This window comes from Paractinoplanes hotanensis (genome assembly GCF_023717965.1).
GTDB lineage: Bacteria > Actinomycetota > Actinomycetes > Mycobacteriales > Micromonosporaceae > Actinoplanes > Actinoplanes polyasparticus.
Window position 1 is genome coordinate 179,032 of the sequence record NZ_JAMQOL010000015.1, and the last position, 23,743, is coordinate 202,774.

18 protein-coding genes and 1 riboswitch are annotated in these 23,743 nt (G+C 72.2%); of the genes, 13 read left to right on the forward strand and 5 right to left on the reverse strand.

Annotated elements, in window-relative coordinates; genetic code table 11:
* The first annotated feature begins 16 nt into the window (after positions 1–16).
* From LXN57_RS12395 to LXN57_RS12425, 7 genes are read left to right on the forward strand one after another with little or no spacing between them, the layout of a single operon-like run.
* A complete protein-coding gene (locus LXN57_RS12395) occupies positions 17–832 on the forward strand; it encodes a glycosyltransferase family 2 protein (RefSeq protein ID WP_251798201.1) in 816 nt (271 codons plus the stop codon).
* Positions 829–1,953, forward strand: coding sequence for a glycosyltransferase family 4 protein (locus LXN57_RS12400; protein WP_251798202.1), 1,125 nt, complete (start codon positions 829–831; stop codon positions 1,951–1,953). Before LXN57_RS12395 ends, LXN57_RS12400 begins: the two co-directional genes overlap by 4 nt.
* Positions 1,950–3,869 (forward strand): putative glycosyltransferase family protein, encoded by a 1,920-nt coding sequence (locus tag LXN57_RS12405; RefSeq protein WP_251798203.1) that lies wholly within the window; start codon positions 1,950–1,952, stop codon positions 3,867–3,869. Before LXN57_RS12400 ends, LXN57_RS12405 begins: the two co-directional genes overlap by 4 nt.
* Positions 3,866–4,630 carry a hypothetical protein gene (locus LXN57_RS12410; RefSeq protein ID WP_251798204.1) on the forward strand — a complete coding sequence of 255 codons (765 nt, stop codon included), beginning with the start codon at positions 3,866–3,868 and terminating at the stop codon, positions 4,628–4,630. The genes LXN57_RS12405 and LXN57_RS12410 overlap by 4 nt, the downstream gene beginning before the upstream one ends.
* Positions 4,624–5,877, forward strand: coding sequence for a lipopolysaccharide biosynthesis protein (locus tag LXN57_RS12415; RefSeq protein ID WP_251798205.1), 1,254 nt, complete (start codon positions 4,624–4,626; stop codon positions 5,875–5,877). The genes LXN57_RS12410 and LXN57_RS12415 overlap by 7 nt, the downstream gene beginning before the upstream one ends.
* Entirely contained in the window at positions 5,874–7,121 is a 1,248-nt protein-coding gene (locus LXN57_RS12420) for a glycosyltransferase family 4 protein (protein ID WP_251798206.1), read from the forward strand. The genes LXN57_RS12415 and LXN57_RS12420 overlap by 4 nt, the downstream gene beginning before the upstream one ends.
* Positions 7,090–8,397, forward strand: a complete 1,308-nt coding sequence (locus LXN57_RS12425; protein WP_251798207.1) for a glycosyltransferase — start codon at positions 7,090–7,092, stop codon at positions 8,395–8,397. Before LXN57_RS12420 ends, LXN57_RS12425 begins: the two co-directional genes overlap by 32 nt.
* Here the strand turns inward: LXN57_RS12425 and LXN57_RS12430 are convergent.
* The 4 genes from LXN57_RS12430 to LXN57_RS12445 all read right to left on the reverse strand — a co-directional run bounded on the left by LXN57_RS12430 (position 8,331) and on the right by LXN57_RS12445 (position 13,697).
* Positions 8,331–9,881: a cellulase family glycosylhydrolase gene (locus tag LXN57_RS12430; RefSeq protein ID WP_251798208.1), complete on the reverse strand. Its 1,551-nt coding sequence runs from the start codon at positions 9,879–9,881 to the stop codon at positions 8,331–8,333. The genes LXN57_RS12425 and LXN57_RS12430 overlap by 67 nt on opposite strands.
* Before the next feature lie 174 nt (positions 9,882–10,055).
* A complete protein-coding gene (locus LXN57_RS12435; protein ID WP_251798209.1) occupies positions 10,056–11,642 on the reverse strand; it encodes a precorrin-2 C(20)-methyltransferase in 1,587 nt (528 codons plus the stop codon).
* Between the two features lie 94 nt (positions 11,643–11,736).
* The gene (locus tag LXN57_RS12440) at positions 11,737–12,354 is read right to left on the reverse strand and encodes a precorrin-8X methylmutase (RefSeq protein ID WP_251798210.1); all 618 of its coding nucleotides are present in this window, start codon (positions 12,352–12,354) and stop codon (positions 11,737–11,739) included.
* Positions 12,354–13,697, reverse strand: coding sequence for a ferredoxin-like domain-containing protein (locus LXN57_RS12445; protein WP_251798211.1), 1,344 nt, complete (start codon positions 13,695–13,697; stop codon positions 12,354–12,356). The genes LXN57_RS12440 and LXN57_RS12445 overlap by 1 nt, the downstream gene beginning before the upstream one ends.
* Positions 13,698–13,905: 208 nt before the next feature.
* Positions 13,906–13,979: riboswitch (cobalamin riboswitch) on the forward strand.
* A 52-nt stretch (positions 13,980–14,031) separates the two neighbouring features.
* Here LXN57_RS12445 and cobN point away from each other — a divergent pair.
* Complete coding sequence (gene cobN, locus LXN57_RS12450) at positions 14,032–17,607, forward strand: cobaltochelatase subunit CobN (protein ID WP_251798212.1); 3,576 nt, start codon at positions 14,032–14,034, stop codon at positions 17,605–17,607.
* A gap of 44 nt (positions 17,608–17,651) precedes the next feature.
* Here cobN and LXN57_RS12455 read toward each other — a convergent pair whose 3' ends face one another.
* On the reverse strand, positions 17,652–17,828 hold the full coding sequence (locus LXN57_RS12455; protein WP_221382397.1) for a hypothetical protein: 177 nt from the start codon (positions 17,826–17,828) through the stop codon (positions 17,652–17,654).
* A gap of 274 nt (positions 17,829–18,102) precedes the next feature.
* Here LXN57_RS12455 and LXN57_RS12460 point away from each other — a divergent pair, with 274 nt between their 5' ends.
* The 5 genes from LXN57_RS12460 to LXN57_RS12480 all read left to right on the forward strand — a co-directional run bounded on the left by LXN57_RS12460 (position 18,103) and on the right by LXN57_RS12480 (position 23,701).
* Positions 18,103–19,884, forward strand: coding sequence for a galactose-binding domain-containing protein (locus tag LXN57_RS12460; protein ID WP_251798213.1), 1,782 nt, complete (start codon positions 18,103–18,105; stop codon positions 19,882–19,884).
* A 53-nt stretch (positions 19,885–19,937) separates the two neighbouring features.
* Positions 19,938–21,194 (forward strand): DUF1996 domain-containing protein, encoded by a 1,257-nt coding sequence (locus LXN57_RS12465; RefSeq protein ID WP_251798214.1) that lies wholly within the window; start codon positions 19,938–19,940, stop codon positions 21,192–21,194.
* A gap of 74 nt (positions 21,195–21,268) precedes the next feature.
* Positions 21,269–22,315 carry a LacI family DNA-binding transcriptional regulator gene (locus tag LXN57_RS12470; RefSeq protein ID WP_251798215.1) on the forward strand — a complete coding sequence of 349 codons (1,047 nt, stop codon included), beginning with the start codon at positions 21,269–21,271 and terminating at the stop codon, positions 22,313–22,315.
* 9 nt (positions 22,316–22,324) lie between these two features.
* Positions 22,325–22,975, forward strand: coding sequence for an SDR family oxidoreductase (locus tag LXN57_RS12475; protein WP_251798216.1), 651 nt, complete (start codon positions 22,325–22,327; stop codon positions 22,973–22,975).
* Positions 22,976–22,996: 21 nt separating this feature from the next.
* Complete coding sequence (locus LXN57_RS12480; RefSeq protein ID WP_251798217.1) at positions 22,997–23,701, forward strand: tetratricopeptide repeat protein; 705 nt, start codon at positions 22,997–22,999, stop codon at positions 23,699–23,701.
* Positions 23,702–23,743: the final 42 nt, after the last annotated feature.

The following is a 23,743-nucleotide window of genomic DNA, read 5'->3' on the forward strand; positions in this document are numbered from 1 at the left end:
GTCTTGGAGTGAAGTCATGTCCACGGTCCCCTACACCCGCCCGGAGGCCGGAGCGGGCACCGAGCTTCCGCCGCCGATGCTCGTCGCGGCCGGAGAGCCCCTGGTCAGCGTCATCATCCCCGCGCTCAACGAGGCGCTGAACCTGCCCCACGTGATGGCCGCCCTGCCCGCGGTCGACGAGGTCATCCTGGTCGACGGTGGTTCCACCGACGACACGGTCGACGTCGCCCGCCGCCTGATGCCGGGCATCCGCGTCGTCCAGCAGAACCGCCGTGGCAAGGGCAACGCGCTGGCCTGCGGTTTCGCCGCCGCCACGGGTGATATCATCGTCATGATCGACGCCGACGGGTCCACCGACCCGCGCGAGATCCCCAGCTTCATCGCCGAGTTGCGCGCCGGCGCCGACTTCGCCAAGGGCTCCCGCTTCGCCGGGGCCGGCGGCAGCGCCGACATCACCCGGCTGCGCTCGGGGGGCAACCGCTGTTTGAGCGCCCTGGTCAACCTGCTCTTCGGCACCCGCTACAGCGATCTCTGCTACGGCTACAACGCGTTCTGGGCCCGGCACCTCGACGCCTTCGCGCTCGACAGCACCACCTCGGCCGACGGCCGGCTGTGGGGCGACGGCTTCGAGATCGAGACCCTGCTGACCCTGCGCGCGGCCCGCGCCCGGCTGCGCATCGTCGAGGTGCCGAGCTACGAGCAGCAGCGCATCCACGGCGAGAGCAACCTCAACGCGTTCACCGACGGTCTGCGCGTGCTGCGCACCATCGCGCGCGAGTGGCCCCGCCGGCGGCGGGCCGCCGGCCTCCCCGCGGCGGAGCGGACGCGGTGAGGATCGGCGTCGTCACGAGCGCCTACCACCCCGACATCGGCGGCGTGGAGACGCACGTGCGGCGGCTCTGTGCCGCGCTGGTCGCCGCCGGCGACGAGGTCGAGGTGCTCACCCAGCACACCCACGGCTCGGTCGACTCGATCGACGGGGTGCTGGTCCGCCGGTTCCCGCTCACGGTCAAGGCGTCCAACTACCGCCTGTCGGCGGGATTGTGGCTATGGCTGCGGCGCAACGCCGGTCGCTACGACGTGCTGCACGCGCACAGCTACCACGCGCTGGCCGCCCTGCCGGCCGCGCTGACCAACCGCACGCCGCTCGTGTTCACGCCGCACTACCACGGCACCGGCCACAGCCGGCTGCGTGCGGCGCTGCACCCGATCTACCGGCCGCTGGGCCGGCGGATCGTGGCCCGGGCCGGGCGGATCATCTGCGTCTCCCGCGCCGAGCGGGACCTGCTGAGCAGCCACTTCCCGGAGGCGCGGGGCCGCCTGGTGGTGGTGCCCAACGGCACCGACCCGGCGCCCGACCTGGTGGCCGGGCCCGAGCCGGGACGCAGCATCCTCTGCGTCGGGCGGCTCGAGCGCTACAAGCGGGTCGACCGGGTGATCCAGGCGATGGTCCACCTGCCCGCCGACCACCGCCTCGACGTGGTCGGCGCCGGGCCGGCCCGCGAGGAGTGGGAGCACCTGGCGGCCCGGCTCGGTCTGGGGCCGGACCGGGTCGTGTTCCACGGCCGGCTGCCCGACGGCGCCTTCCACGCCCGGATGGCGTCGGCCGCGGCGGTGGTCTCGGCGTCCGGCCACGAGGCGTTCGGCATGGCGGTCGCCGACGCGCTGACCGCCGGCATCCCGACCGTGGCCAGCTTCATCCCGGCGCACCGGGAACTGGCCGCGATGGTCGCCCCCGGAGCGCCGCTCTGGCTGGTCAACCCGGACGACGAGGCCGCGCTGGCCGAGACGCTGCGGGTCGCGGCCGGCGCCGCCCGGGCCGAGCACGGCCGCAACGCGCTGCCCACCTGGAGCGACGTCGTGCTGGCGACCCGGGAGATCTACGCGAGCGTCGCCCCGCCCGTCCACATCATCCAGCAGGCCAAGGCCGGCGCCGGAGCCGGCGACCGATGACTCTGACCCGGCCGGCTCCCGGCAGAACAACCGGCGCTGCCGTCGCGAGCCCGCCCGAGGCCGCCCCGACGGCGTCTCGCCGGCCGGCCGTCATCTGTGCCGCCACCCTGGTCGTCACCGGCTCGGCCGGAGCCGCCCTGTTGGTGTCGGCCAACCGTGCCGCCGAGTGGGACACCGGCCGGCAGTTCGCGCTCTTCTGGGCCGGCATGCTGGTGTTCACGCTGCCCGCGGTCTACTGGTTGGTGCGCCGCGGGACCGGGGCACGGCTGCGGGTGGCAGTGCTGACGGCGTACGCGGGCTTCACCTACCTGCCCAAACTGCTGCGCACGCCGGACGGGCCGCTCTATCACGACGAGTTCGCCCACTGGCGCCAGGCCCGCGAGATCCTGCTCGACGGCCGGCTCTTCGAGCAGAACCCGATCGTCAAGGTCGTCGGCGACTTCCCGGGGCTGCACTCGGCGGTGGCCGCGATCAGCGGGCTCACCGGCGTCTCGATCTGGCACGGCGCGCTGCTCGTGCTGATGGTGGCGCACCTGCTCGTGGTGCTGGGCGTGGCCGTGCTGGCCGAGGAGATCTGGCAGGACGCCCGGATCGCCGCGGTCGCCACGATCGTCTACAGCCTCAACAGCTCGTTCCTCTTCTTCGACACCCAGTTCGGGTACGAGTCCCTGGCCATCCCGCTGCTGGTGTGGACCCTGGTCGCGTTGCACCGGGCGATGCGCGGGCCGGCCGGCCGGGCCCGGCTCGGCTGGTCGGCGGTGACCGTGATGCTCTCCGCGGCCACCATCGCCACCCACCACCTGACCGCGCTCGGACTGCTCGGCATCATGCTGATCCTCTGCGTGGTGGCCACGGCCCGGGCCCTGCGCCGGATCAACCCGCGCGCCGTCACCTGGACCGCCTGGGCGCTCACCGCCGCAGCCACCGTGCTGGTCGTGTCCTACCTGTGGGTGGTCGCGCCGCGTACCGCCGGCTACCTCGACCCCTATCTGGCCCGCGCGCTCGACCAGTTCGCCGGGATGGCCGGCGAGGGCGGGGGTGGCGGCCGCACCCTGTTCCGCGAGTCGATCGCGCCCTGGTGGGAGCGGGCCGCGGCGTTCGGGGCGCAGGGCGTCGCGGGGCTGGGCATGCTGGCGGCCGCCCTGTGGCTGCGCCGCCGGCGCGAGGGTGACGCGGTGTCGCGCAACGGCGCGCTGACCATGTTCGTGCTCGGCTCGTGCTACTTCCCGGCGGCGCTGCTGATCCTCACCCCGAGCGGGGCCGAGGGCGCGCGCCGCTCGTGGGCCTTCAGCTATCTCGGGATCGCGCTGGTCGTGGCGCCGGTGGTGATCTGGCTGCTCGACCGGGCCCCGTTCTACAGCGGCACAGCGTTGCTCGCGGTCTGCGCGGTCGTCATGGTCGGCAACACCGCAGCCGGGATGAACCCGTCCTACCGCTTCCCGGGCCCGCCCGTCTTCGGCTCGGACACCCGCTCGGCGATCCCCGAGGTGTCCGCCGCGTCGGCCTGGCTGCGCTCGACCCAGGGCCGCGATCTGCGGATCGTCGCCGACCGCTACTCCGGGCTGATCTTCGGATCGTTCGGCGGGCAGCGACCGGTCACCGGCTCGGTGTCGTTCCCCACCTACGACCTCTACCTCGCCCAGCCCGGCCGGCAGCTCTCGCCCCGGCTGATCGAGCAGCTCAGCTCGTGGCGGTTCACCTACCTGATCGTCGACCGGCGGATGGCCCGGGAGGTGCCGGAGATCCAGATCTACTTCGAGACCAACGAGCCGGTTCCGCACAGCGACAAGCCCGCGTTCACGCTCGGTCAGCTCACCAAGTTCGACCGGATGCCGTGGACGATCAAGATCTACGACAGCGGCAACATCGCGATCTACCGGTTCGACTTCGCCTCGCTGCGGAGGGCCGCGCGATGACGACACCCCGGATCCTCGCCGCCGCCTACGCCGCCCTGGCCGTGCTCGGGTTCGCCGGGGGCCCGCCCTGGGTGCTCACCCCGCTCTGCCTGGCCGCGCTGATCGCCCTGGGCGAGTTGTGGCTGCGCGCGCTGGCCGGCGAGGCGATGCCGACGGTCACCCGGATCGGGCTGGCCGCCGCGGCCGGACTGGTCAGCCTGCCCTTCCTGGCGATCACGCTGCACGCGACGGGCATCCTGATCCGGCCCCGGGCGCTGGCCGTCGGGCTCGCCGTCCTGGCCACCGTGCTCGGCGTGATCGTCCTGCTGCGGGAGCGGGCGGACGGGGCCCCGGTCGATCCGCGCCTGCCGCGCACGGTCGCCGCCGTCGCCATCCCCGGCCTTCTCACCCTGGTCGTGGGGTTTCTCGCCCTGCAGGCGTACGACTGGTTGCCGCACCCGCCGCAACCCGGCTACACGAGCCTGGCCCTCAACGGCTGGGCCGGCGACATCGACCGCCCGGTCGCGATCCCGGCCCGTGGCGTCCACGTGCCCGTGCGGGTGAGCAGCGCCGGGCGTCCGGCCGCGACCGAACCCCTGCGCGTACGGGTCGGCACCCGCCTCGTCTCGGGCCGGGCGCTCGCCGTCGTGCCCGGCACGACCCGCTCGGTCGACGTCTTCGTGCCCGCCCCGCCCGACAACTGCCTGCACCGCATCGAGATCAGCCTGGGCGCCACCAGCACCGTCTTCTACGGTCACGGGCCGGGACAGCGCCGGTGCTGAAGACCGTCGCGCGGGACTCCCTGGCCCGCAACAGCGCCCTGATCATGGCGAGCACGGCCGGCGCCGCCGGGCTGGGCTACCTCTACTGGCTGCTGGCCGCGCGCGAGCTGGCCCAGCCGTCGATCGGCACGGCCACCGCGCTGATCTCGATCGCGGCCGTCGTCAGCATGGTGTCCAATCTGGGCCTGGGGCACATGTTCATCCAGCGGCTGCCGGGCGCCGGGGTCGGCGAGTGGTCGCGGATCGTCAGCGCCGGCCTGCTGCTCGGCTGCGGCGCCACCGCGCTCGTCTCGTCCGCCGCGGGCCTCGTGCTGCCCGCGCTGGGCGGGCACTTCGCCTTCCTGCGGGACTCGTCGGGCCTGGTCGCGCTGGTCGTCACGGCCGTCGCGCTGACCGCGTCGACGCTGCTCGACAACGTCTTCGTGGCCCACCGTGCCAGCCACGGCATGCTCACCCGCAACCTGGCGCTGGCCGGCGGCAAGCTGGTCACGCTGGCGGTGCTCACCTGGGCCGGCTACGGCGGGGCGTCGGTCGTGCTGCTCGCCTGGACGCTGCCGTCGGTGGCCGTCACCGCGTACACCGTGATCGCGAGCCTGCCCCGGCTGCGCCCCGGCGCCCGGCTCGGCGCGGCCGGGATCGGGGCCGAACTGCGGCACGTCCAGGGCTCGCTGGGCGGCCACCACCTGATCAACCTGGCCCAGGCCGGCCCCACCGCGCTGCTGCCGGTGCTGGTCACCGCGCGGCTCGGGCCCGAGGCCAACGGCCACTTCTACGTCGCCTGGATGACCGCCTCGATGCTGTTCATGGTCTCGCCCGCGGTGGCCTCGGCCTTCTACGCCGAGCGGACCAACGCGGCGCCGGCCGGTCTGCCCCGGGCGGCCGCAGTCGTGCTCGCGGTGACCGGGCCGCCCGCGCTGCTGCTGTTCTTCGCCGGCGACTGGATCCTCGGCCTGTTCAGCCCGGGCTTCGCGGCCGAGGGCGGGGTGCTGCTGCGCATCCTCGTGCTGGCCGCGCTGCCCGACGCCATCACCAACCTCGTCGTCGCGCACTGGCGCTCGCTCGGTCAGTTCCGCCGCTGCCTGCGCCTCAACCTGCTGATGGCCACCACCTGCCTGACCCTCACCTGGCTGTGGCTGCCCGGCACCGGGATCGAGGCCGCCGGAATCGCCTGGCTGGTCGGTCAGTCCGTGGGCGCGGTGGCCGTCGCCGTCAGTTCCGTCCGCCGAAGAGGGGCCGCCGCCGCATGAAGATCCTGCACCTGTCCAACCTGTACGCGCCGGTGATCGGCGGCCTCGAACGCAGCATCGCCACCAGCAGCGAGGAACTGGTGCGCCGCGGGCACGAGGTCACCGTGCTCACGCTGGCGACGCCGCTCGCCGGGCACGACGAGACGATCCGCGGCGTACGGGTGAAACGCGTCGGCAGCGTGGCCAACACCCTGCTGCCCGGGATGAACCAGGACGCGGCCAAGCCGTTCCACCCGACCACGGCCGACCCGCTCACCACCGCGGCCATCCGGCGGGTGCTGCGCAGCGGCGACTACGACGTCGTGCACAGCCACGACTGGATGATGTACAGCTATCTGCCGCTGCGCTACGGGCGCGACGGCCGGCCGCATGTGCACACGGCCCACGACTTCGGGTTCACGTGCGTCAAGAAGACGTACGCGCGTGCGGGCCGTCCCTGCGGCGGGCCGCGGCTCGGCCGGTGCGTGCCGTGCGCGAGCGAGCAGTACGGGTGGCCGCGGTCGGCGCTGCTCACCGCGGCCCTGCGGGCCCACCGGCACCGGGGCATCGACGCGCTGACCGCCATCTCGACGGCCGTGGCCGACGGTGTCATCAACGGGCGGCTGCCCGGCGACGTGCCCGTCCAGGTGATCAGCAGCCTGGTGCCGGACGGCCTCGACGCGCTGGCCCGGGACACGCCCCGGCCGGCGTGGCTGCCGGAGGGGCGCTACCTGTTGTTCGTCGGGCAGCTCGGGCCGCACAAGGGCATCGATGTGCTCTTCACCGCGTACGCGAGACTGCTGGCCGGATGGCAGCAGCCGGACCCGCCGCCCGCCCTGGTCTGCCTGGGCACGCCGCGGACCGACACCCCGCCGATCCCGCCCGGTGTCGTGGTGCGGCACAACGTCGCGCACCCCGAGGTGATGGCGGCCTGGCGCCACGCGGCGGCCGGGGTGGTGCCGTCCGTCCTCGAACCGATGGGCCAGGTCGCCGTGGAGGCGCTGCTGGCCGGCACGCCGCTGATCGCCACCGACGCCGGCGGCCTGGCCACCATGATCCGCGATGGCGAGAGCGGCCTCCAGGTGCCGGTGGGTGACCCCGGCGCGCTCGTGGCCGCCCTGTCGCGGCTGCTCACCGACCCCGCCCTGACCGCGCGGCTGCGCGTGGCCGGGCACCAGCGCGGGCTCGACTACACGGCCGCGCGCGTCGTTCCGCAGATCGAGGAGGTCTACCGTGACTGCATCGCCACCGCCGCCCGGCGCTGACGAACGCCCCCGGGTGGTGGTCGTCGGCTCGGGCTGGCGGTTCCTCTCCGGGATCAGCTATTACACCTGCCGGCTCAGCAACGCGCTGGCCGCCGACTATCGGGTCGGCACGATCCTGATGCGACAGCTGCTGCCTACCCGGCTCTATCCGGGGCGCGGTCGGGTGGGTCGTCAGTTGAGTGAGCTTTCGTACGACCCCTCCGTGCACGTGTTCGACGGGGTCGACTGGTGGGGCGTGCCCAGCCTGATCCGGGCGGCGCGGTTCCTGCTCTCGTTCCGGCCCTCGGTGATCGTCTTCCAGTGGTGGACGGGGACGGTGCTGCACTCGTACCTCGTGCTCTGCCTGGTCGCGCGGCTGGCCGGGATCAAGGTGGTGATCGAGTTCCACGAGGTGCAGGACACCGGGGAGGCGCAGCATCGATGGGCTGCCCTCTACTGCCGCAAGCTGATCAAGCCGCTGCTGCGCCGGACCGACGGGGTGGTGGTGCACTCGCGCTTCGACCGGGTTGCCCTGCGGGCGACGTACGACCTGGGCGACGTGCCGGACGAGGTCGTGCTGCACGGACCGTTCGACCACCACGAGCACCCGGCTGCGCACTCCGGTGCTGCTCCTCGAGGCGGCCCGGCTCCCCACCCGCGTTCGGCCGGCGAGCCCTGCCGGCTGCTCTTCTTCGGCACCATCCGGCCGTACAAGGGCCTCGAGGATCTGATCGAGGCGTTCGGGCGGTTGCCTTCGCACTACACGCTGACCGTCGTGGGAGAGACGTGGGAGGGCTGGACGCTGCCGGCCACGATGATCGCCGAATCCCCGGCCGCCGCCCGCATCACGTTCGTCAACCGCTACGTCACGGACTCCGAAGTGGACGGTTTCTTCGCCGCGGCCGACATGGTGGTGCTGCCCTACCGGCGCAGTTCGGCCAGCGGGCCGTTGCACATCGCGATGAGCCATGGGCTGCCCGTGGTGGTGACGGCGGTGGGGGGACTGGTGGAAGCGGCCGGGAAGTACTCGGGAACGACCTTCGTCTCGGCCGGCTCGGTGCCCGCCCTGGCCGAGGCGATCACCCGCGCCTCGGAGAACGTCGGAAGGCGGCACACCGACCCTTCCTCGTGGGAAGAGTCGGTGGCCGCCTTCTCGCGCCTGTTCGCCCGGATCGGTCTCACGTCCGCGCTGCCTTCCGGCGCGGGGCCGTCGCCTGCGGAGCGGGTGGCTCAGGACGCGGAGATCACCGCGTCGTCGAACCAGACCGTGCCCTTGTTGGCGCCCGACTTGAGGTGAACCTGCATGCTGGTCGAGCCGGCCGGGGCGACCGCGTCGACGACCAGCCTGGTCCAGCCGGTGGTGCCTACCGGCAGCCAGGTCGACGAGCTGCCGCCGAGCCACTTGTCCTTGATGTCGAACCAGCTCAGCGCGATCTGGGTGGTGCCGGTGGCCGCGTTGCCGCGGGCCCACACCTCGGCGTGCCACTTCTGGCCGCCCTTGACCGGGGCGATGGGCGAGACCCGGTACGACGGGGAGCCGGCCGAGGTCTTGCCGGTGCTGGTGAGGCTGATCGACCACTTGCCGGTGCGTGCCGCCGACTGGGTCTTGACCGCGAGGCCCAGTTCGGGCATGAAGGCCCGCCACGGGGTCTGGCCCGCGCTCGACTCGAAGCTCGGGTCCATCAGCGACGCCGGCATGGCGGTGTTGGTCCAGCCGGCCTTGACGGCCGCGGCGGCCGGCTTGGCGGTGCCGTCGACCCGGTAAAGGCCGTAGCTGTACTGGGCCGGGATGCGCGAGACGGCCGACGACGGGATGGCGCCCTGGGTGAAGTCGTTCAGCGTCCACGGCGCCACCGACTGCACGCCGGCCGCCTCCGCCGCCTCGAAGACCCGGGCCAGGAACGCCGCCTGCTCACCCTCGGTGTTCTGCAGGGTGTTCAGGCCGACCTCGCCGATGACCATCGGGAACGGCGCGGCCGTGGCCTGCGCGTTCTTGATGACCGCGAGCGCGCGCTCGGAGTTGCCGTAGAAGTGGAAGTCGAAGTAGTCGATCGGGGTCGAGGCCAGCGCAGACTTGATCTTCGCCATGCCCGGGACGCCGGACGTGCCGTCCACCGAGAAGGTCAGCGGCATGGTCGGGAACGACGAGCGCATCGCGGGAACCATCTTCCGGGCCCACGCCACGGCCGCGGTGTCGCTGGCGTTGAACTCGTTCTGGAGCTCGAACGCGATGACGCGCTTGTCGTCCTTGTAGCGGGTCAGCACGGTGTTGACCCAGGAGATGCTGTTGGCGACCTCCCCGTAGCCGTTCCACCAGTCGAAGAGGGTGAACTTGACGGTCATGCCGCGGGCCGCGGCCATGCCGACCAGCGTGGCCAGCCGGTCCTGGTAGCCGTTCCACGGCTTCGGCCAGCCGAAGGTGCTCGGGAAGATGATGACGCGGAGGTTGTCCGCGCCGAGCGCCTCGGCCTTGGCCAGGTCGGCGTCGATCTTGGCGGGGTTCCAGTCGGTCCACATCTTCGTCCAGCCACCGCCGGACGGGTAGTAGTTCAGCGACTTGGCGGTCTTCACGGCGGCCAGACGGGAGGCCAGGGTGGGGAGGGTCTCGGTCTTGACGGTCGCCTGGACGGGGGAGCTGGTCTTCATGACGGACTTGACGGTGGCGGTGGGCGTCTTCGTCGTCGTCTTCGAGGCAGCCGCGGTGGCCGGGGGGTGCGGCAGGGCAAGGCCCAGGAGCAGCGACGAGGCCAAAACTACGGCGCGGCGGCAAGGCGAGATCACGGTGGGTCGGTGCCCTTCGTTCGAGGTGCGGAATGGTGTGTGGGAGCGACCCCCTCAATCGGTCGGACGGTTTCGCGGTGTCGAATTCCTGGATTGCATTGGCGTTGCCGCGGGGAGCGGGCAGGGTGCAATGGCCGGACACCTCGATCGGCGCCGGCTGCGGTGTGCTTGGGCCTACTCGGCGGGGTAGTGGCGGGGGGTGTAGACGAAGGTGCTGCCGTCGCCGCGCTGGATGGCCCGGGTCTGCGACGAGCCGATGATCAACAGGCAGCGCATGTCGACGGTTGCCGGATCGAGGTCGCCCAGCGTGGTGATCCGGACGGCCTCCGCGGGGCCGCCGACATCCCGCCCGACGATCACCGGAGTGTCGGCGTCACGGTGCTCGAGCAGCAGCTCCCGGGCGTTGACGAGCTGCTCGCGGCGGGTCTTCGAGGCCGGGTTGTAAACGGCGATGACCAGGTCAGCCGCGGCCGCCGCGCCGAGCCGCGCCGCGACGACGGGCCACGGCTTGAGGCGGTCGGACAGCGAGATCACGCAGAAGTCGTGCCCCAGCGGCGCGCCGGCCCGGCTCGCCACGGCCTGCGCCGCGGTGAGCCCCGGGACGACCCGCACGGGCACGTCCTTCCACTGCGGGTCCTCACTCACTTCGAGGACCGCCGCCGCCATCGCGAACACGCCCGGGTCCCCCGACGAGACGACGGCCACGCGCCGCCCCCGCTTGGCCAGATCGAGCGCGAACGCGGCCCGCTCGGCCTCGACCCGGTTGTCGGACGGGTGCTTGCGCTGGTGCGCCCCGGTTGCCACCCGTTCCAGGTACGGCAGATAGCCCACCAGATCGTCGGCGCCCGCCAGCGCAGCCCTTGCCTCCGGCGTCAGCCACAACGGGTCGCCCGGCCCCAGCCCGACAACAGTGACGCTCCCACCCGTACTGCCGCCGGCGGTGTCTTCCGCGGCGGCACGTCCGGCCGTTCTGGCGCCTTCCCCCTGAACGAATGCCGTCGCGGCGGGACTGGGCAGGAGGACGAGCGAGAAGTACGGAACCGAGCCGGGGTCGACGTCCGTGAGCGGGGCGCTGCGCTCGCGGTCGGTGGTGGCGCGCTCGACGTACCACGCGTCGTCGAGGCGGCCGGCCTTGGCGAGGGCCTCGCGGACGCCGTCGAAAGTGCGGCCGAGCTTCATGACGGCGGCCGAGTCGGTGCCGGCCAGGCGGGCCGCCAGCTCGGCCGGGGGCAGGGTGCCCGGCAGTACGGTCAGCACCTCGTCGCGCTCCATGAGCGGCCGGCCCAGCACGGCCGAGGCGGCGCTGACCGACGTGACGCCCGGCACGACCTCGGTCGGATAGCGGTGGGCCAGACGCTTGTGCATGTGCATGTAGGACCCGTAGAAGAACGGGTCGCCCTCCGCCAGCACCACCACGTCGCGCCCCGCGTCGAGGTGCGCGGCCAGCCGTCCGGCGGCCTCGGCGTAGAACTCGTCGATCGCGCCCTGGTAGCCGCCCGGGTGGTCGGTCGTTTCGGTGGTCACCGGATAGATCAGCGGTTCCTCGATCTGCCCGTCGCGGAGCAGACCGGCCGCGATCGCGCGGGCGTTGCTCCGCCCGTGCCGCGCCGCGTGGTAGGCCACCACGTCGGCGCTCTCGATGAGCCGGGCCGCCTTGAGGGTGATCAGCTCCGGGTCGCCGGGACCCACGCCGACGCCGTACAGGCGGCCGCTTCCGCCGGCAGCCTCGTCCTGGCCGCCCTCGGCAGGTCCGGTCGACACGCCTCCACGGCCGTCGTCCTCGTCAACGGGCGCCGAAGCTGATGCGGCGGTGGGGGCGGTGCTCGTCGCGGCGACTGGTGTGGGGGTGGTCACTTCACTCCGCCTCTGAGGCTAGGGCGTTGACGGCGGCGGCGGTGATGGCGCTGCCGCCCCGGCGGCCGCGGACGACCAGGTGTTCCAGGTCGGTGGCGGCCAGGGCCTGCTTGGACTCCGCGGCGCCGATGAAACCGACCGGGATGCCCAGGACGGCGGCCGGGCGCGGGGCGCCGGCGGCGATCATCTCGAGCAGGCGGAACAGGGCGGTGGGGGCGTTGCCGATCGCGACGACCGAGCCCTCCAGGTGGTCGAGCCAGAGGTCGAGAGCAGCCGCGCTGCGGGTGGTGCCGAGCCGGTCGGCCAGGGCGGGCACCGACGGGTCGCGCAGGGTGCAGATGACCTCGTTGGCCGCCGGGAGGCGCTTGCGGGTGATGCCGGACGCCACCATCTCGGCGTCACAGAGCACGGGCGCGCCGGCGAGCAGCGCCTTGCGGGCGACCGCGGCCACCTGGGGGCTGTAGGCCAGGTCGCGCACCAGGTCGACCATGCCGCAGGCGTGGATCATCCGGACCGCGACCCGGGCCACGTCGACCGGCAGACCGGTCAGGTCGGCCTCGGCCCGGATCGTGGCGAAGGAACGCCGGTAGATCTCGGCGCCGTCCTTCTCGTACTCCATCAGTTCCTCCTCGCGGCGGCGACCGCGCGGGCCGGGTCGCCGGTGTACGTCTTCCCGCCCGGCTGCCGGGTCACGGCGTAACCGTCGGGGGTGGCCTCGACCCGCACGTGCGGGCCGGAAGGGCTGCCGCACCCGCGGGCACAGCCGACCCAGTGGACGGGCAGGCCGTCGGAGTACGCGCTGGCGCCATCGGCATCGGCTCGCACGTCAGCCAGAGACTTCGCGCAGCCCGGCCGCCCGGCGCAGGCGGTCACCCCGACCCAGCGCGAGGTGCCCTCGACTTCAAGCCCGGCCTCGGCCAGCGCGCGAGCCCAGCGCCGGGCCGCCTCCGGCGTCAGATCGGGCACGATCACCCCGCGCGCGGTCGTGACGACCAGCCGCCGTGCGGTGGCGAGCAGCCGCAACGCGGCCCCGCCGAGCCGCCCCAACGGCACCAGCGCCCCGACCGCCACGAGGCCATCCGCCTGCGGCAGCAGCCCGACCAACGCCGCCGCGTTGCTGCCGGTAATCGGTAGTGCCCCGGCCAACGCTGCCGCGTTGCTGCCGGTAACCGGTAGTGCCCCAGCCAACGCTGCCGCGTTGCTGCCGGTAATCGGTAGTGCCCCAGCCAACGCCGCCGCCTCGCTGTCGGGGACCGGGAGCGAAAGTGCGGAGGGCCGCTCGGGGTCGGGGCCGGGGACGGGGCGGGGGAGATCCAGGGCGGCGGCGACGCGTTCGGCTACTCGGTCAGGGCCGTCGGGTAGCTCGTGCAAGCGCCAGGCGGGAGCGCCGACGGGGGTGGCCGCGCGCTCGGTGAGGAAGGCGTTGGCGCCGGTCAGCAGAGCGGGACCTACCTGGTCGACGGGAACGCGCACGCCGAGGTCGCGGCCGGCGAACAGGATCGTGAACTCGCCACCGGTGGGAACGGCGGCGAGGTCGGCGGCCAGGGAAACGTCGCCCACAGCGAACAGGAAACGGCCGGGCAGGGCGGCCAGGGCAGGGTCGGCGCAGAGAGCGACGTCGAGCTGCTCGACGAGTGTGCGGAGTGTGCTGTCGGCCAACGGCGGGGCGACTACATTCCGTACAGTTTCGTGGGTTTCCGAAGGCAGCAAGCCGGCGGCCGACAGCCGGACCGCAAGCACCGCCGGGTCGGCCACCCGCAATGCTCTGAGCTGGACGTTCGCCCGGGACGTCAGCTCCAGGTGACCATCGCCGAACTCGGCGCACAGCTCGCCCAGAACGGCGAGCCGCTCGCCCGTCAGCAACCCGCCGGGCAGCCGGACCCGCGCCAACGGGCCGTCTGCGGCGGAGTGCAGACGCAACGCGCCAGGGCAGGCATCGATGTCGGAGTTACGGGCGGGCACGGCCCGGATACTACGTTCGCTTACCGACAGGGCCGCAGCCTCGGGTTGGGATGATCACATGGTCGGCTCTTCCTGAGATGGCCCGGATACCACGTTCGCTTACCGACAGGACCGCAGCCTCGGGTCGGGATGATCACACGACCCACCCCTCCTTGACGGGGGACAGGCGGGCCCGGAAGGGTGGGAACCCACGAGCGGCGACGCCGCGGAGGAAGCCGGTGTGAGTCCGGCGCGGTCCCGCCACTGTCACCAGGCCTGCCACGGCCTGGGAGCCAGGAACTCCGGTCGCCGTGATCTCTACTACCCGGGGCGCGGACCCCGAGGGGAGCTTGGCGTGTTCCTGCTGTTGTCGACGTCCGACACCGACCTGCTCAGTGCCCGGGCCAGCGGCTCGCCGTGGCGCCTGGCCAACCCGGCCCGCACCGGCGTCGACGACCTGTCGGCTCTGCTCGATGGGGTCGACCTGGTCGTCGTGCGCATCCTGGGTGGGCGCCGGGCCTGGGAGGAGGGGCTCGACGCCCTGCTCGGGGGGTCGATTCCTGTGGTGGTGCTCGGTGGCGAGCAGGCGCCGGACGCCGACCTGATGAAGCTCTCGTCGGTGGCCGCCGGAGTGGCCGCGGAGACGCACGTCTACCTGGCTCAGGGCGGCTCGGACAACCTGGCCGCGGCCTACAACTTCCTCTCCGACACCGTGCTGCTGACCGGTCACGGCTTTGCCCCTCCGCAGGCCGCGCCGGACTGGGGGCCGCTGCCGCGCGAGACGACCGCTACCGGGCCGACGGTCGCGGTGCTGTATTACCGGGCCCACCACATGGCCGGCAACACGGCTTTCGTCGAGGCGTTGTGCCGTGCGGTCGAGGCCAAGGGCGGGCGGCCGCTGCCGATGTTCACTTCCTCCCTCCGTACGGCGCCGGAAGACCTTCTGATCGAGCTGCGCAAGGCGGACGCCCTGGTCGTGACGGTGCTCGCGGCCGGCGGCACCAAGCCGGCCACCGTGGGCGCGGGCGGCGACGACGAGGCCTGGGACGTCGGCGTGCTGGCCGGGCTGGACGTGCCGATCCTGCAGGGGCTGTGCCTGACCAGCAGCCGGGCGCAGTGGGAGGCCAGCGACGACGGGCTGTCCCCGCTCGACGCGGCGACCCAGGTGGCGATCCCGGAGTTCGACGGCCGGATCATCACCGTGCCGTTCTCGTTCAAGGAGATCGACCCCGACGGGCTGTCGGTCTACGTCGCCGACGAGGAGCGGGCGGCCCGCGTCGCCGGCATCGCGGTGGCCCACGCCCGGCTGCGGCACATCCCGGCGACCGAGCGGCGGATCGTGCTGATGCTGTCGGCCTATCCGACCAAGCACTCGCGCATCGGCAACGCGGTCGGCCTCGACACGCCCGCCTCCACGGTGGCCCTGCTCGAGGCGATGCGTTCCCGGGGCTACCGGATCGGCTCCTTCGGCGAGTACGACGGTGACGGGCTCATCCACGCGCTGATCGCCGCCGGCGGCCAGGATCCGGACTGGCTCACCGAGGAACAGCTCAGCGGCAACCCGGTGCGGATCCCGGGTTCGGCGTACGAGCGGTGGTTCGCCACCCTGCCCGCCGACTTCCGCGCCGGCGTCGAGCAGCACTGGGGCCCGCCGCCGGGCGAGCTCTACGTCGACAACGGCGACATCGTGCTGGCCGCCCTGCGCGACGAGAACGTCGTCGTCATGGTGCAGCCGCCGCGCGGGTTCGGCGCCAACCCGGTGGCCATCTACCACGACCCCGACCTGCCGCCCTCGCACCACTACCTCGCGGCCTACCGCTGGGTGGCTGACGAGTTCGGCGCGCACGCGGTGGTGCACGTGGGCAAGCACGGCAACCTGGAATGGCTGCCCGGCAAGAACGTCGGCATGTCGGCCTCGGACGGCACCGACGCGGCCCTGGGTGACCTGCCGCTGATCTATCCGTTCCTGGTCAACGACCCGGGCGAGGGCACGCAGGCCAAGCGCCGGGCCCACGCGACGCTGGTCGACCATCTGATCCCGCCGATGGCCCGGGCCGAGTCGTACGGGGACATCGCCCGCCTGGAGCAGCTGCTCGACGAGCACGCGAACATCGCCGCGCTCGACCCCGCGAAGCTGCCCGCCATCCGGGCGCAGATCTGGACGTTGATCCAGGCCGCACGGATGGATCACGACCTGGGGCTGGAGAGCCGGCCCGGCGACGAGGACTTCGACGAGTTCATCCTGCACGTCGACGGGTGGCTGTGCGAGGTCAAGGACGTGCAGATCCGCGACGGGCTGCACATCCTGGGCGCGGCGCCGCAGGGTGAGGCCCGGGTCAACCTGGTGCTGGCGATGCTGCGGGCCCGCCAGATGTGGGCGGGCAAGGTGGCCGCCCTGCCCGGCCTGCGCGAGGCGCTCGGCCTGCCCGAGGACGCGTCCACGGCGCGGACCGACCGTGTCGAGGCGGTCGCGCACGCCCTCGTCACCGCGATGGAAGAGGCAGGCTGGCCGGTCGACGCCGAGCATGTCGACCGGATTGTCCAGGTCGTCCTCAGCGGGATTCTTGACGACGGTGATCCGATGGACGTGCCGCGGGTGGTTGACGTGCTGACGTTCGCGGCCACCGAGGTCGTGCCGCGTCTCGAGCGCACGACCGACGAGCTGGGCAATCTGCTGCACGCGCTGGACGGCGGGTACGTGCCGGCCGGTCCGAGCGGGTCGCCCCTGCGCGGGCTGATCAACGTCCTGCCGACCGGGCGCAACTTCTACTCCGTCGACCCCAAGGCGATCCCGAGCGCGCTGGCCTGGGAGACCGGCCAGGCGATGGCCGAGTCGCTGCTCAAGCGCTACCGCGAGGACTACGGCGACTGGCCCCGGTCGGTCGGCCTGTCGGCCTGGGGCACCAGCGCCATGCGGACGGCCGGGGACGACATCGCCGAGATCCTCGCTCTCATCGGCGTACGTCCGATCTGGGACCCCGCCTCGCGCCGGGTCACCGGCCTCGAGCCCATCGGCCGCGACGAGCTCGGCCGCCCCCGCATCGACGTCACCGTCCGCATCTCGGGCTTCTTCCGCGACGCCTTCCCGCACGTGGTGGCCATGTTGGACGACGCCTTCCGGATGATCGCGGAGCTCGACGAGCCGCAGAACTTCGTCCGCGAGCACGCCCTGGCCGACCGCGACGACCACGGGGACTGGCGCCGGGCCACCACCCGCATCTTCGGCTCGCGGCCGGGGGCGTACGGCGCCGGCATCCTCCCGTTGATCGACAGCCGCACCTGGCGCGACGACAAGGACCTGGCCGAGGTGTACGCCGTGTGGGGCGGCTTCGCGTACGGCCGTGACCTCGACGGCGTGCCGGCCCGCCCGGACATGGAGAACGCGTACCGGCGCATCGACATCGCGGCCAAGAACATCGACACCCGCGAGCACGACATCGCCGACTCCGACGACTACTTCCAGTACCACGGCGGCATGATCGCCACGGTCCGCGCGCTGACCGGCAAGGCCCCCGCCGCGTACGTCGGCGACTCGACCAACCCGGACGCCACCCGCACCCGCAGCCTGACCGAGGAGACCGCCCGCATCTTCCGCGCCCGCGTGGTGAACCCGCGCTGGATCGCCGCGATGCGCCGCCACGGCTACAAGGGCGCCTTCGAACTGGCCGCCACGGTCGACTACCTGTTCGGCTTCGACGCCACCGCCGGCGTGGTCACCGATTACATGTACGAGCAGCTGGCGGCCACCTACGCCCTCGACCCCGAGAACCAGAAGTTCTTCCAGCAGTCCAACCCGTGGGCCCTGCACAGCATCACCGAGCGCCTGCTCGAAGCGTCCGAGCGCAAGCTGTGGGAGTCGCCCTCCCCGGAGACGCTGAACGCGTTGCAGCAGCTCTACCTCGACACCGAGGGCGACCTCGAAGACCACTAGGGCGGGTTGCGTGGGGAGGCCGCCGGGGCGGCCTCCCGTGGGGATCAGCTCTCCGGCTGGACTTCGGGCGCCGCGTGCCGGCCGCTGGAGCGAAGCTCGTTGGCCTGGCGCTCGAGTTCTTCGTCCTTCTCGAGGAACCGCTTGATGTTGACGGTCGAGCGGTTGCCGAGGTCGTCCGGCTTGGCGGCGTGCCGGCCGGAGGGCTGGTTCGTGTCGGTCATGGCCGGAAAGCGTACCTGTCTCGGGTTTCACACCATCTGGCTCGTCCCCCTGGGGTTTCGCGCCCTCCGCGAAACCTGGCCCCGGTTCCGGAACCGGGGCGGCCGTTGCCGCTCCCACCTGCGGGAACTTCTGAGAAAGCGCTTCCCGGGCTGCGACCAGGCATTGACACTCGCCGACACGCCGGTTCAGAGTGACATCACAAAGAGCGCTTTCACACGCCGTTCCCCCGGCCGAAATCGCTCTGACACATCCCCGATTCCCTGGAGTCCCTCCATGACATCCCCGGTCCTGGACGGGCTCGGGACGCCTCGCAGCAGGCTGTCTCCGGCCCGGATTCTCACTCTCGGCGCGGCCCTCGTGGGCCTGCTCGCCGCCTTCTTCGTCGCCACCACCCAGAACGCCGAGGCGGCCGAGGTGGTCGTCTCGCAGGGCAAGACCGCCACCGCCTCGTCCACCGAGGTCGCCGGCGCCTACCAGCCCGGCGAGGCGGTCGACGGCAACGCCGGCACCCGGTGGGCCAGCTCGTACTCGGCGAGCCAGTGGTGGCAGGTCGACCTGGGCGCGCCGACCGCGGTCAGCCGCATCGCCATCAACTGGGAGAGCGCCTACGCCAAGGCGTTCACGATCCAGTTCTCGGCCAACGGCAGCACCTACACCCAGGCGTACGCCACCACGACCGGCGCCGGTGGTCAGCAGAGCATCGCGGTCAGTGGCACCGCCCGCTACGTGCGGATCAATCTGACCGAGCGCGCGCTGTCCATCTACGGCTACTCGTTCTGGGAGTTCCAGGTGTTCTCGGGCGGCACCACGCCGCCGACCACGCCACCACCGACGACCACGCCGCCGCCCACGACCACCCCGCCGCCCGGCGGCACCGCGCGCCTGCTGTCCTACAACAAGCCCGCGCAGGCGAGCACCTGGCAGAACGACGTCAACTGCAACCCGTGCAGCCCGGACAAGGCGTTCGACAGCGACCCGGCCAGCCGCTGGGCCACCAGCTCGACCAACGGCTGGGTCGACCCGGGGTGGATCTCGGTCGACCTGGGCGCCACGGCCCAGATCAGCCAGGTCGTGCTGCAGTGGGACCCGGCGTACGCCCGGTCGTACCAGATCCAGGTGTCGAACGACAACGCCAACTGGTCGCCGATCTACACCACGACCACCGGTGACGGCCTCAAGGACGTCATCAACGCCACCGGCGCCGGCCGCTACGTGCGGATGTACGGCACCGTCCGCAGCAGCGCCTACGGCTACTCGCTGTGGGAGTTCAGCGTCTACGGCACCGGCGGCGCCCCGGCGAACCCGCCGGCTCAGCCGGCCGACCCGACGTTCCCGGCCTCCCGGCTGGTCTTCGAGGACAACTTCAACGAGGCCGCCGGCACCAAGCCGAGCACCGCCAAGTGGACCTACGACCCGGGCGTCCCGCAGAACGGCGAGATCCAGTACTACACGCCGAACAGCGAGAACGCCCAGACCGACGGCGCGGGCAACCTGGTCATGGAGGCACGCCGGCAGGACTACCAGGGCCGGCAGTACACCTCGGCCCGGATGAACACGGGCGGCAAGTTCAGCGCCCAGTACGGCCGGTTCGAGGCCCGCATCAAGGTGCCGAAGGGCAACGGACTGTGGCCGGCGTTCTGGATGATGGGCGAGGACTTCCTCAGCGGACGCCCGTGGCCCTACAACGGCGAGATCGACATCATGGAGGTCCTCGGCCGCAACACCGGCGAGATGTACACCACGCTGCACGCCCCGGCCTACAACGGCGGTGGCGGGTACGGCCAGAAGAACGCGGCCGGGGTGGACCTGTCGCAGGACTTCCACGTGTACGCCGCCGAGTGGGACAGCAAGGGCATCCGGTTCTTCCTGGACGGCCGGCAGGTCTTCGACGCCAAGAAGGACACCGTGGAGAACACCCGGGGCCCGTGGATCTTCGACCACAAGTTCTACCTGATCCTCAACCTGGCCGTCGGCGGCGACTTCCCCGGTCCGATCGACGCCACCACCCCGTTCCCGTCCCGCATGCTCGTCGACTACGTGCGCGTCTACCAGTGATCGTCCGGCCGGGGCCCTCGCCGGGCCCCGGTCCATCCCCCGAGGGCGGCATCATGCGTAAGAAGGTCATGTTCGCCGCGGCTCTGCTCGTCTCATCTCTGTTGGTCGTCGCGACCAAGGCGAGCGCCGCGGACACTCTCATCTCGCAAGGAAAGACAGCCACCGCCAGCTCGACCGAGTCGGCCGCCTTCCCCGCGTCCAACGCGGTCGACGGCAATCTCGGCACCCGCTGGTCGAGCGCCTTCAGCGATCCCCAGTGGCTGCAGGTCGACCTGGGCGCGAGCGCGACCGTCTCGTCGGTGGTGCTCAACTGGGAGTCGGCGTACGCCCGGGCCTTCAGCGTCAAGGTCTCGGCCAACGGCTCGTCCTGGAGCACGATCCACAGCACCACGAACGGAACGGGCGGGCGCCAGACCATCACCGCCACGAGCACCGGCCGTTACGTCCGGCTCGAGACCACCGCACGGGCCACCCAGTGGGGCGTCTCGCTGACCGAGTTCCAGGTGTACGGCAGTGGTGGCGGCACGACCACGCCGACCATCCCGCCGGGCGCCGTGCGGGTCGCGGAGTTCCTGGCCGACTGCCCGTACAGCCACCGCCTGCCGGACGACCCGATCATCTTCCCCGGCCTGCCCGGCGCCTCGCACATGCACAGCTTCTTCGGCAGCGAGGTGACCAACGCGTTCTCGACCACGCAGGACCTGTTGAACGCGAACAGCAACTGCAACCCGTCGATCGACAAGTCGTCGTACTGGATCCCGACCTTCTACAACGGCAACACCCCGGTCGAGCCGACGACGGGCATCTTCTACTACCTGGGTGAGGGCGTCCGCGACGACCTGATCGCGCAGACCCAGCCGTTCCCGCTCGGCCTGCGGATCGTGGCCGGCAACGCCAAGGCGACGGGGCCGAACGACAACACCCTCTCGCGCTGGTCGTGCCTGCACTCCGGCGAGGTCGGCTCGTCGCACGACTTCGTCACCTGCCCGCCGGGCACGATGCTGGAGTCGTACCTCGACTTCCCGCACTGCTGGGACGGCGTGAACCTCGACTCGCCCGACCACAAGAGCCACATGGCGTACCCGGTCAACAACGCCTGCCCGCCCAGCCACCCGGTCGTCGTGCCGAAGCTGCGGCAGGTCATGCGGTACCCGGTCAACGGCAACCCGGCGAACTTCCGGCTGGCCTCGGGCCCGGGCTACACGATGCACGGCGACTTCTTCAACGCCTGGCCGGTGGCGGAGCTGGCGCGGCGGGTGAACGACTGCATCCGCGTCATCGTCAAGTGCGGCGCCGACGGACGTCCCTGATGACCACGGGTGTCGCCGGCGGAGGACCCGACGGCGGCGGCACCCGTCCGCACCTCGCTGCTATAACGGACCGCATGACAACCCGGCCCGTGCGCGGTGGGCAACATCCGACGATGGACCAGGTCGCCGAGGCGGCCGGGGTGTCCCGCGCGACCGTCTCCCGGGTGATCAACGGCGCCCCCAGCGTCGACGCCAAGATCCGGGAGATGGTGCAGCGGGCCATCGCCGAGACCGGCTACGTGCCCAACGTGGCCGCCCGCAGCCTGGTGACCCGCCGGTCGAACTCGGTGGCGCTGGTGATCAGCGAGCCCGACCGCCCCGACAACCACTCCTTCCTCAACCGCATCTTCACCGACCCCTACTTCGGGCGGATCACGGCGGGCGCCACGGGGGCGCTGCGCCCCCACGACATCCACCTGGTCGTCATCCCGACCGACTCCTCCGACCACCACCAGGTGATCCGCTACCTGCGCCAGGGCCATGTCGACGGGGTGCTGCTGATCAGCAGCCACGAGCAGGACACGCTGCCCCGCCAGGTGCACGAGCTGGGCATCCCCGCGGTCGTCTCGGCCCGGCCGACCTCGCCCATAGCGGTCAGCTACGTCGACGTCGACCAGCGGCTGGGCGCCCGGCTGGCCGCGGAACGCCTGCTCGACCGGGGTTGCCTGCATCTCGCCACCATCAGCGGCCCGCTCGACATACCGTCCGGGCTCGACCGCCTCGAGGGCTTCCGGTCCTACCTGGCGAACCGTGGCTTCGCCGACGTGCCGACGGTCGAGGGCGACTTCACCCGGGCCGGCGGCGAGGCGGCGGCCCGGCGGTTGCTGGCCGAGCACCCCGAGGTCGACGGGCTCTTCGTGGCCAACGACCTGATGGCCGAGGGCGCCCTGCGGACGATGCAGGATCTCGGCCGACGGGTGCCCGAGGACATCGCGGTGGTCGGCTTCGACGACAGCAGCGCGGCCCTCGACTGCCGCCCGTTGCTGACCACCGTGCGCCAGCCGGTCGAGGAGATGGCAGCCGAGATGGCCGAGGTGCTGATGGCCCACATCGGCACCCCGGGGCGGTTGCCGCGCTCGGTCACGTTCCATCCCACGCTGGTGGTGCGCGAGTCGGCATAGGTTGGGGGCATGGACATCCTCGTCGCCGGCGGCCACGGTCAGGTCGCCCTCCGTCTGCTCGCCATCCTCGCCGAGGCCGGGCACACCGCCCGCGGCCTGATCCGCAAGCCCGATCAGGCCGCCGACCTGCAGGCGGTGGGTGCGGTCCCGGTGCTCGGCGACCTCGAGAACGACCAGACCCTGTCCCCGTACGTCAAGGGGGCCGACGCCGTCGTCTTCGCGGCCGGCGCCGGGCCGGGCAGTGGGCCCGCGCGTAAGCGGACGGTCGACCTCGGCGGGGCCGTGAAGCTGGCCGACGCCGCCGTCGAGCAGGGTGTGCGCCGCTACGTCATGATCTCGTCGATCGGGGCCCAGGACCCGGCGGCCGGGGGCGAAACGATGGGTGCCTATCTGGCCGCGAAGGCCGAGGCCGACGCGTACGTCACCTCGCTCGGAAGCCTCGACTGGACGATCGTGCGGCCCGGCCACCTCGTCGACGAGCCCGGCACGGGACTGGTCACGGTCAGCCGGCAACTGGGCGGAAAGGGCCCCGTGTCGCGCGACGACGTGGCCGCGGTGGTGGCCGCCTGCCTGACCACGCCGGCCACCGTCGGGGTGACGTTCGAGCTCTTCGGTGGGTCGACCCCCATCGATGAGGCTCTGCGCCGCGCCGGAGTGTGATGAGAAGCTAACGTAGCGTCCATGGAGACCGCAGGGGCACTGCTGGCGGCGGGCAGCGAGGCGATGCTCGAGGCGGCCTTCCGCACCGGCGACTTCCTGCCGGCGTGGCAGATGCTCGAGGGCGCCCGCCGGCGGGCCTGCGACGACGGTCAGCCGGTGGAGGAGGCGGCCGCGCTGACCCGGCTGGGCATGCTGGCCCACTTCGCCGCGATCGGTGGCGACCTGACCCGCGCCGACTGGTCGACCGAGGAGCAGTTGTTCACCGCGGCGCTGCGCATCCAGCGCGAGGCCGGCGATCCGGCCGGCGCTGCCGAGTCGCTGTTCGGCCTCGGCCTGGTGCACCAGGTGCTGCGCGGCGACTGGGCGACCGCGATGCCGTACTACACCGAGGCGCTGGTTCTGGCCGAGAGCTACGCCGACGAGATGGTGCGCTCCGAGGTGCACCGGCACATCGGCTTCTTCCACGTCTTCGTCGCCGGCGACGCCGAGCGCGGGCTGCGCCACCTGCGCATGTCCCAGGTGCTGCGGGAACGCTACGGCGACCCGCGCCGGATCGCCACCGGCACGCTGGCCCTGGGCGAGGCCGAACTTGCCGCCGGCAACGTACCCGAGGCGTTGCGCCTGTTGCGCGAGGCCGTCCACCAGGCCCGCAAGGCCGGACTGACGGGCCAGCGCATCGGCTGGGCCGAGCACGCGCTGGCCGACGCCGAGCGCGCGGCCGCTTGACCCGGCTGTCCAGCCTCAGTCGGATTGCCGACGGATCGATCG

What these genes read in the sequence shown, in the direction of transcription:
- LXN57_RS12475 (WP_251798216.1), top strand. Translation starts at nt 22,325, where the DNA reads ATGGACATCCTCGTCGCCGGCGGCCACGGTCAGGTCGCCCTCCGTCTG.
- LXN57_RS12395 (WP_251798201.1), top strand. Translation starts at nt 17, where the DNA reads ATGTCCACGGTCCCCTACACCCGCCCGGAGGCCGGAGCGGGCACCGAG.
- LXN57_RS12410 (WP_251798204.1), top strand. Translation starts at nt 3,866, where the DNA reads ATGACGACACCCCGGATCCTCGCCGCCGCCTACGCCGCCCTGGCCGTG.
- LXN57_RS12460 (WP_251798213.1), top strand. Translation starts at nt 18,103, where the DNA reads ATGACATCCCCGGTCCTGGACGGGCTCGGGACGCCTCGCAGCAGGCTG.
- LXN57_RS12455 (WP_221382397.1), bottom strand. Translation starts at nt 17,828, where the DNA reads ATGACCGACACGAACCAGCCCTCCGGCCGGCACGCCGCCAAGCCGGAC.
- LXN57_RS12465 (WP_251798214.1), top strand. Translation starts at nt 19,938, where the DNA reads ATGCGTAAGAAGGTCATGTTCGCCGCGGCTCTGCTCGTCTCATCTCTG.
- LXN57_RS12440 (WP_251798210.1), bottom strand. Translation starts at nt 12,354, where the DNA reads ATGGAGTACGAGAAGGACGGCGCCGAGATCTACCGGCGTTCCTTCGCC.
- LXN57_RS12480 (WP_251798217.1), top strand. Translation starts at nt 22,997, where the DNA reads ATGGAGACCGCAGGGGCACTGCTGGCGGCGGGCAGCGAGGCGATGCTC.
- LXN57_RS12405 (WP_251798203.1), top strand. Translation starts at nt 1,950, where the DNA reads ATGACTCTGACCCGGCCGGCTCCCGGCAGAACAACCGGCGCTGCCGTC.
- LXN57_RS12470 (WP_251798215.1), top strand. Translation starts at nt 21,269, where the DNA reads ATGACAACCCGGCCCGTGCGCGGTGGGCAACATCCGACGATGGACCAG.
- LXN57_RS12420 (WP_251798206.1), top strand. Translation starts at nt 5,874, where the DNA reads ATGAAGATCCTGCACCTGTCCAACCTGTACGCGCCGGTGATCGGCGGC.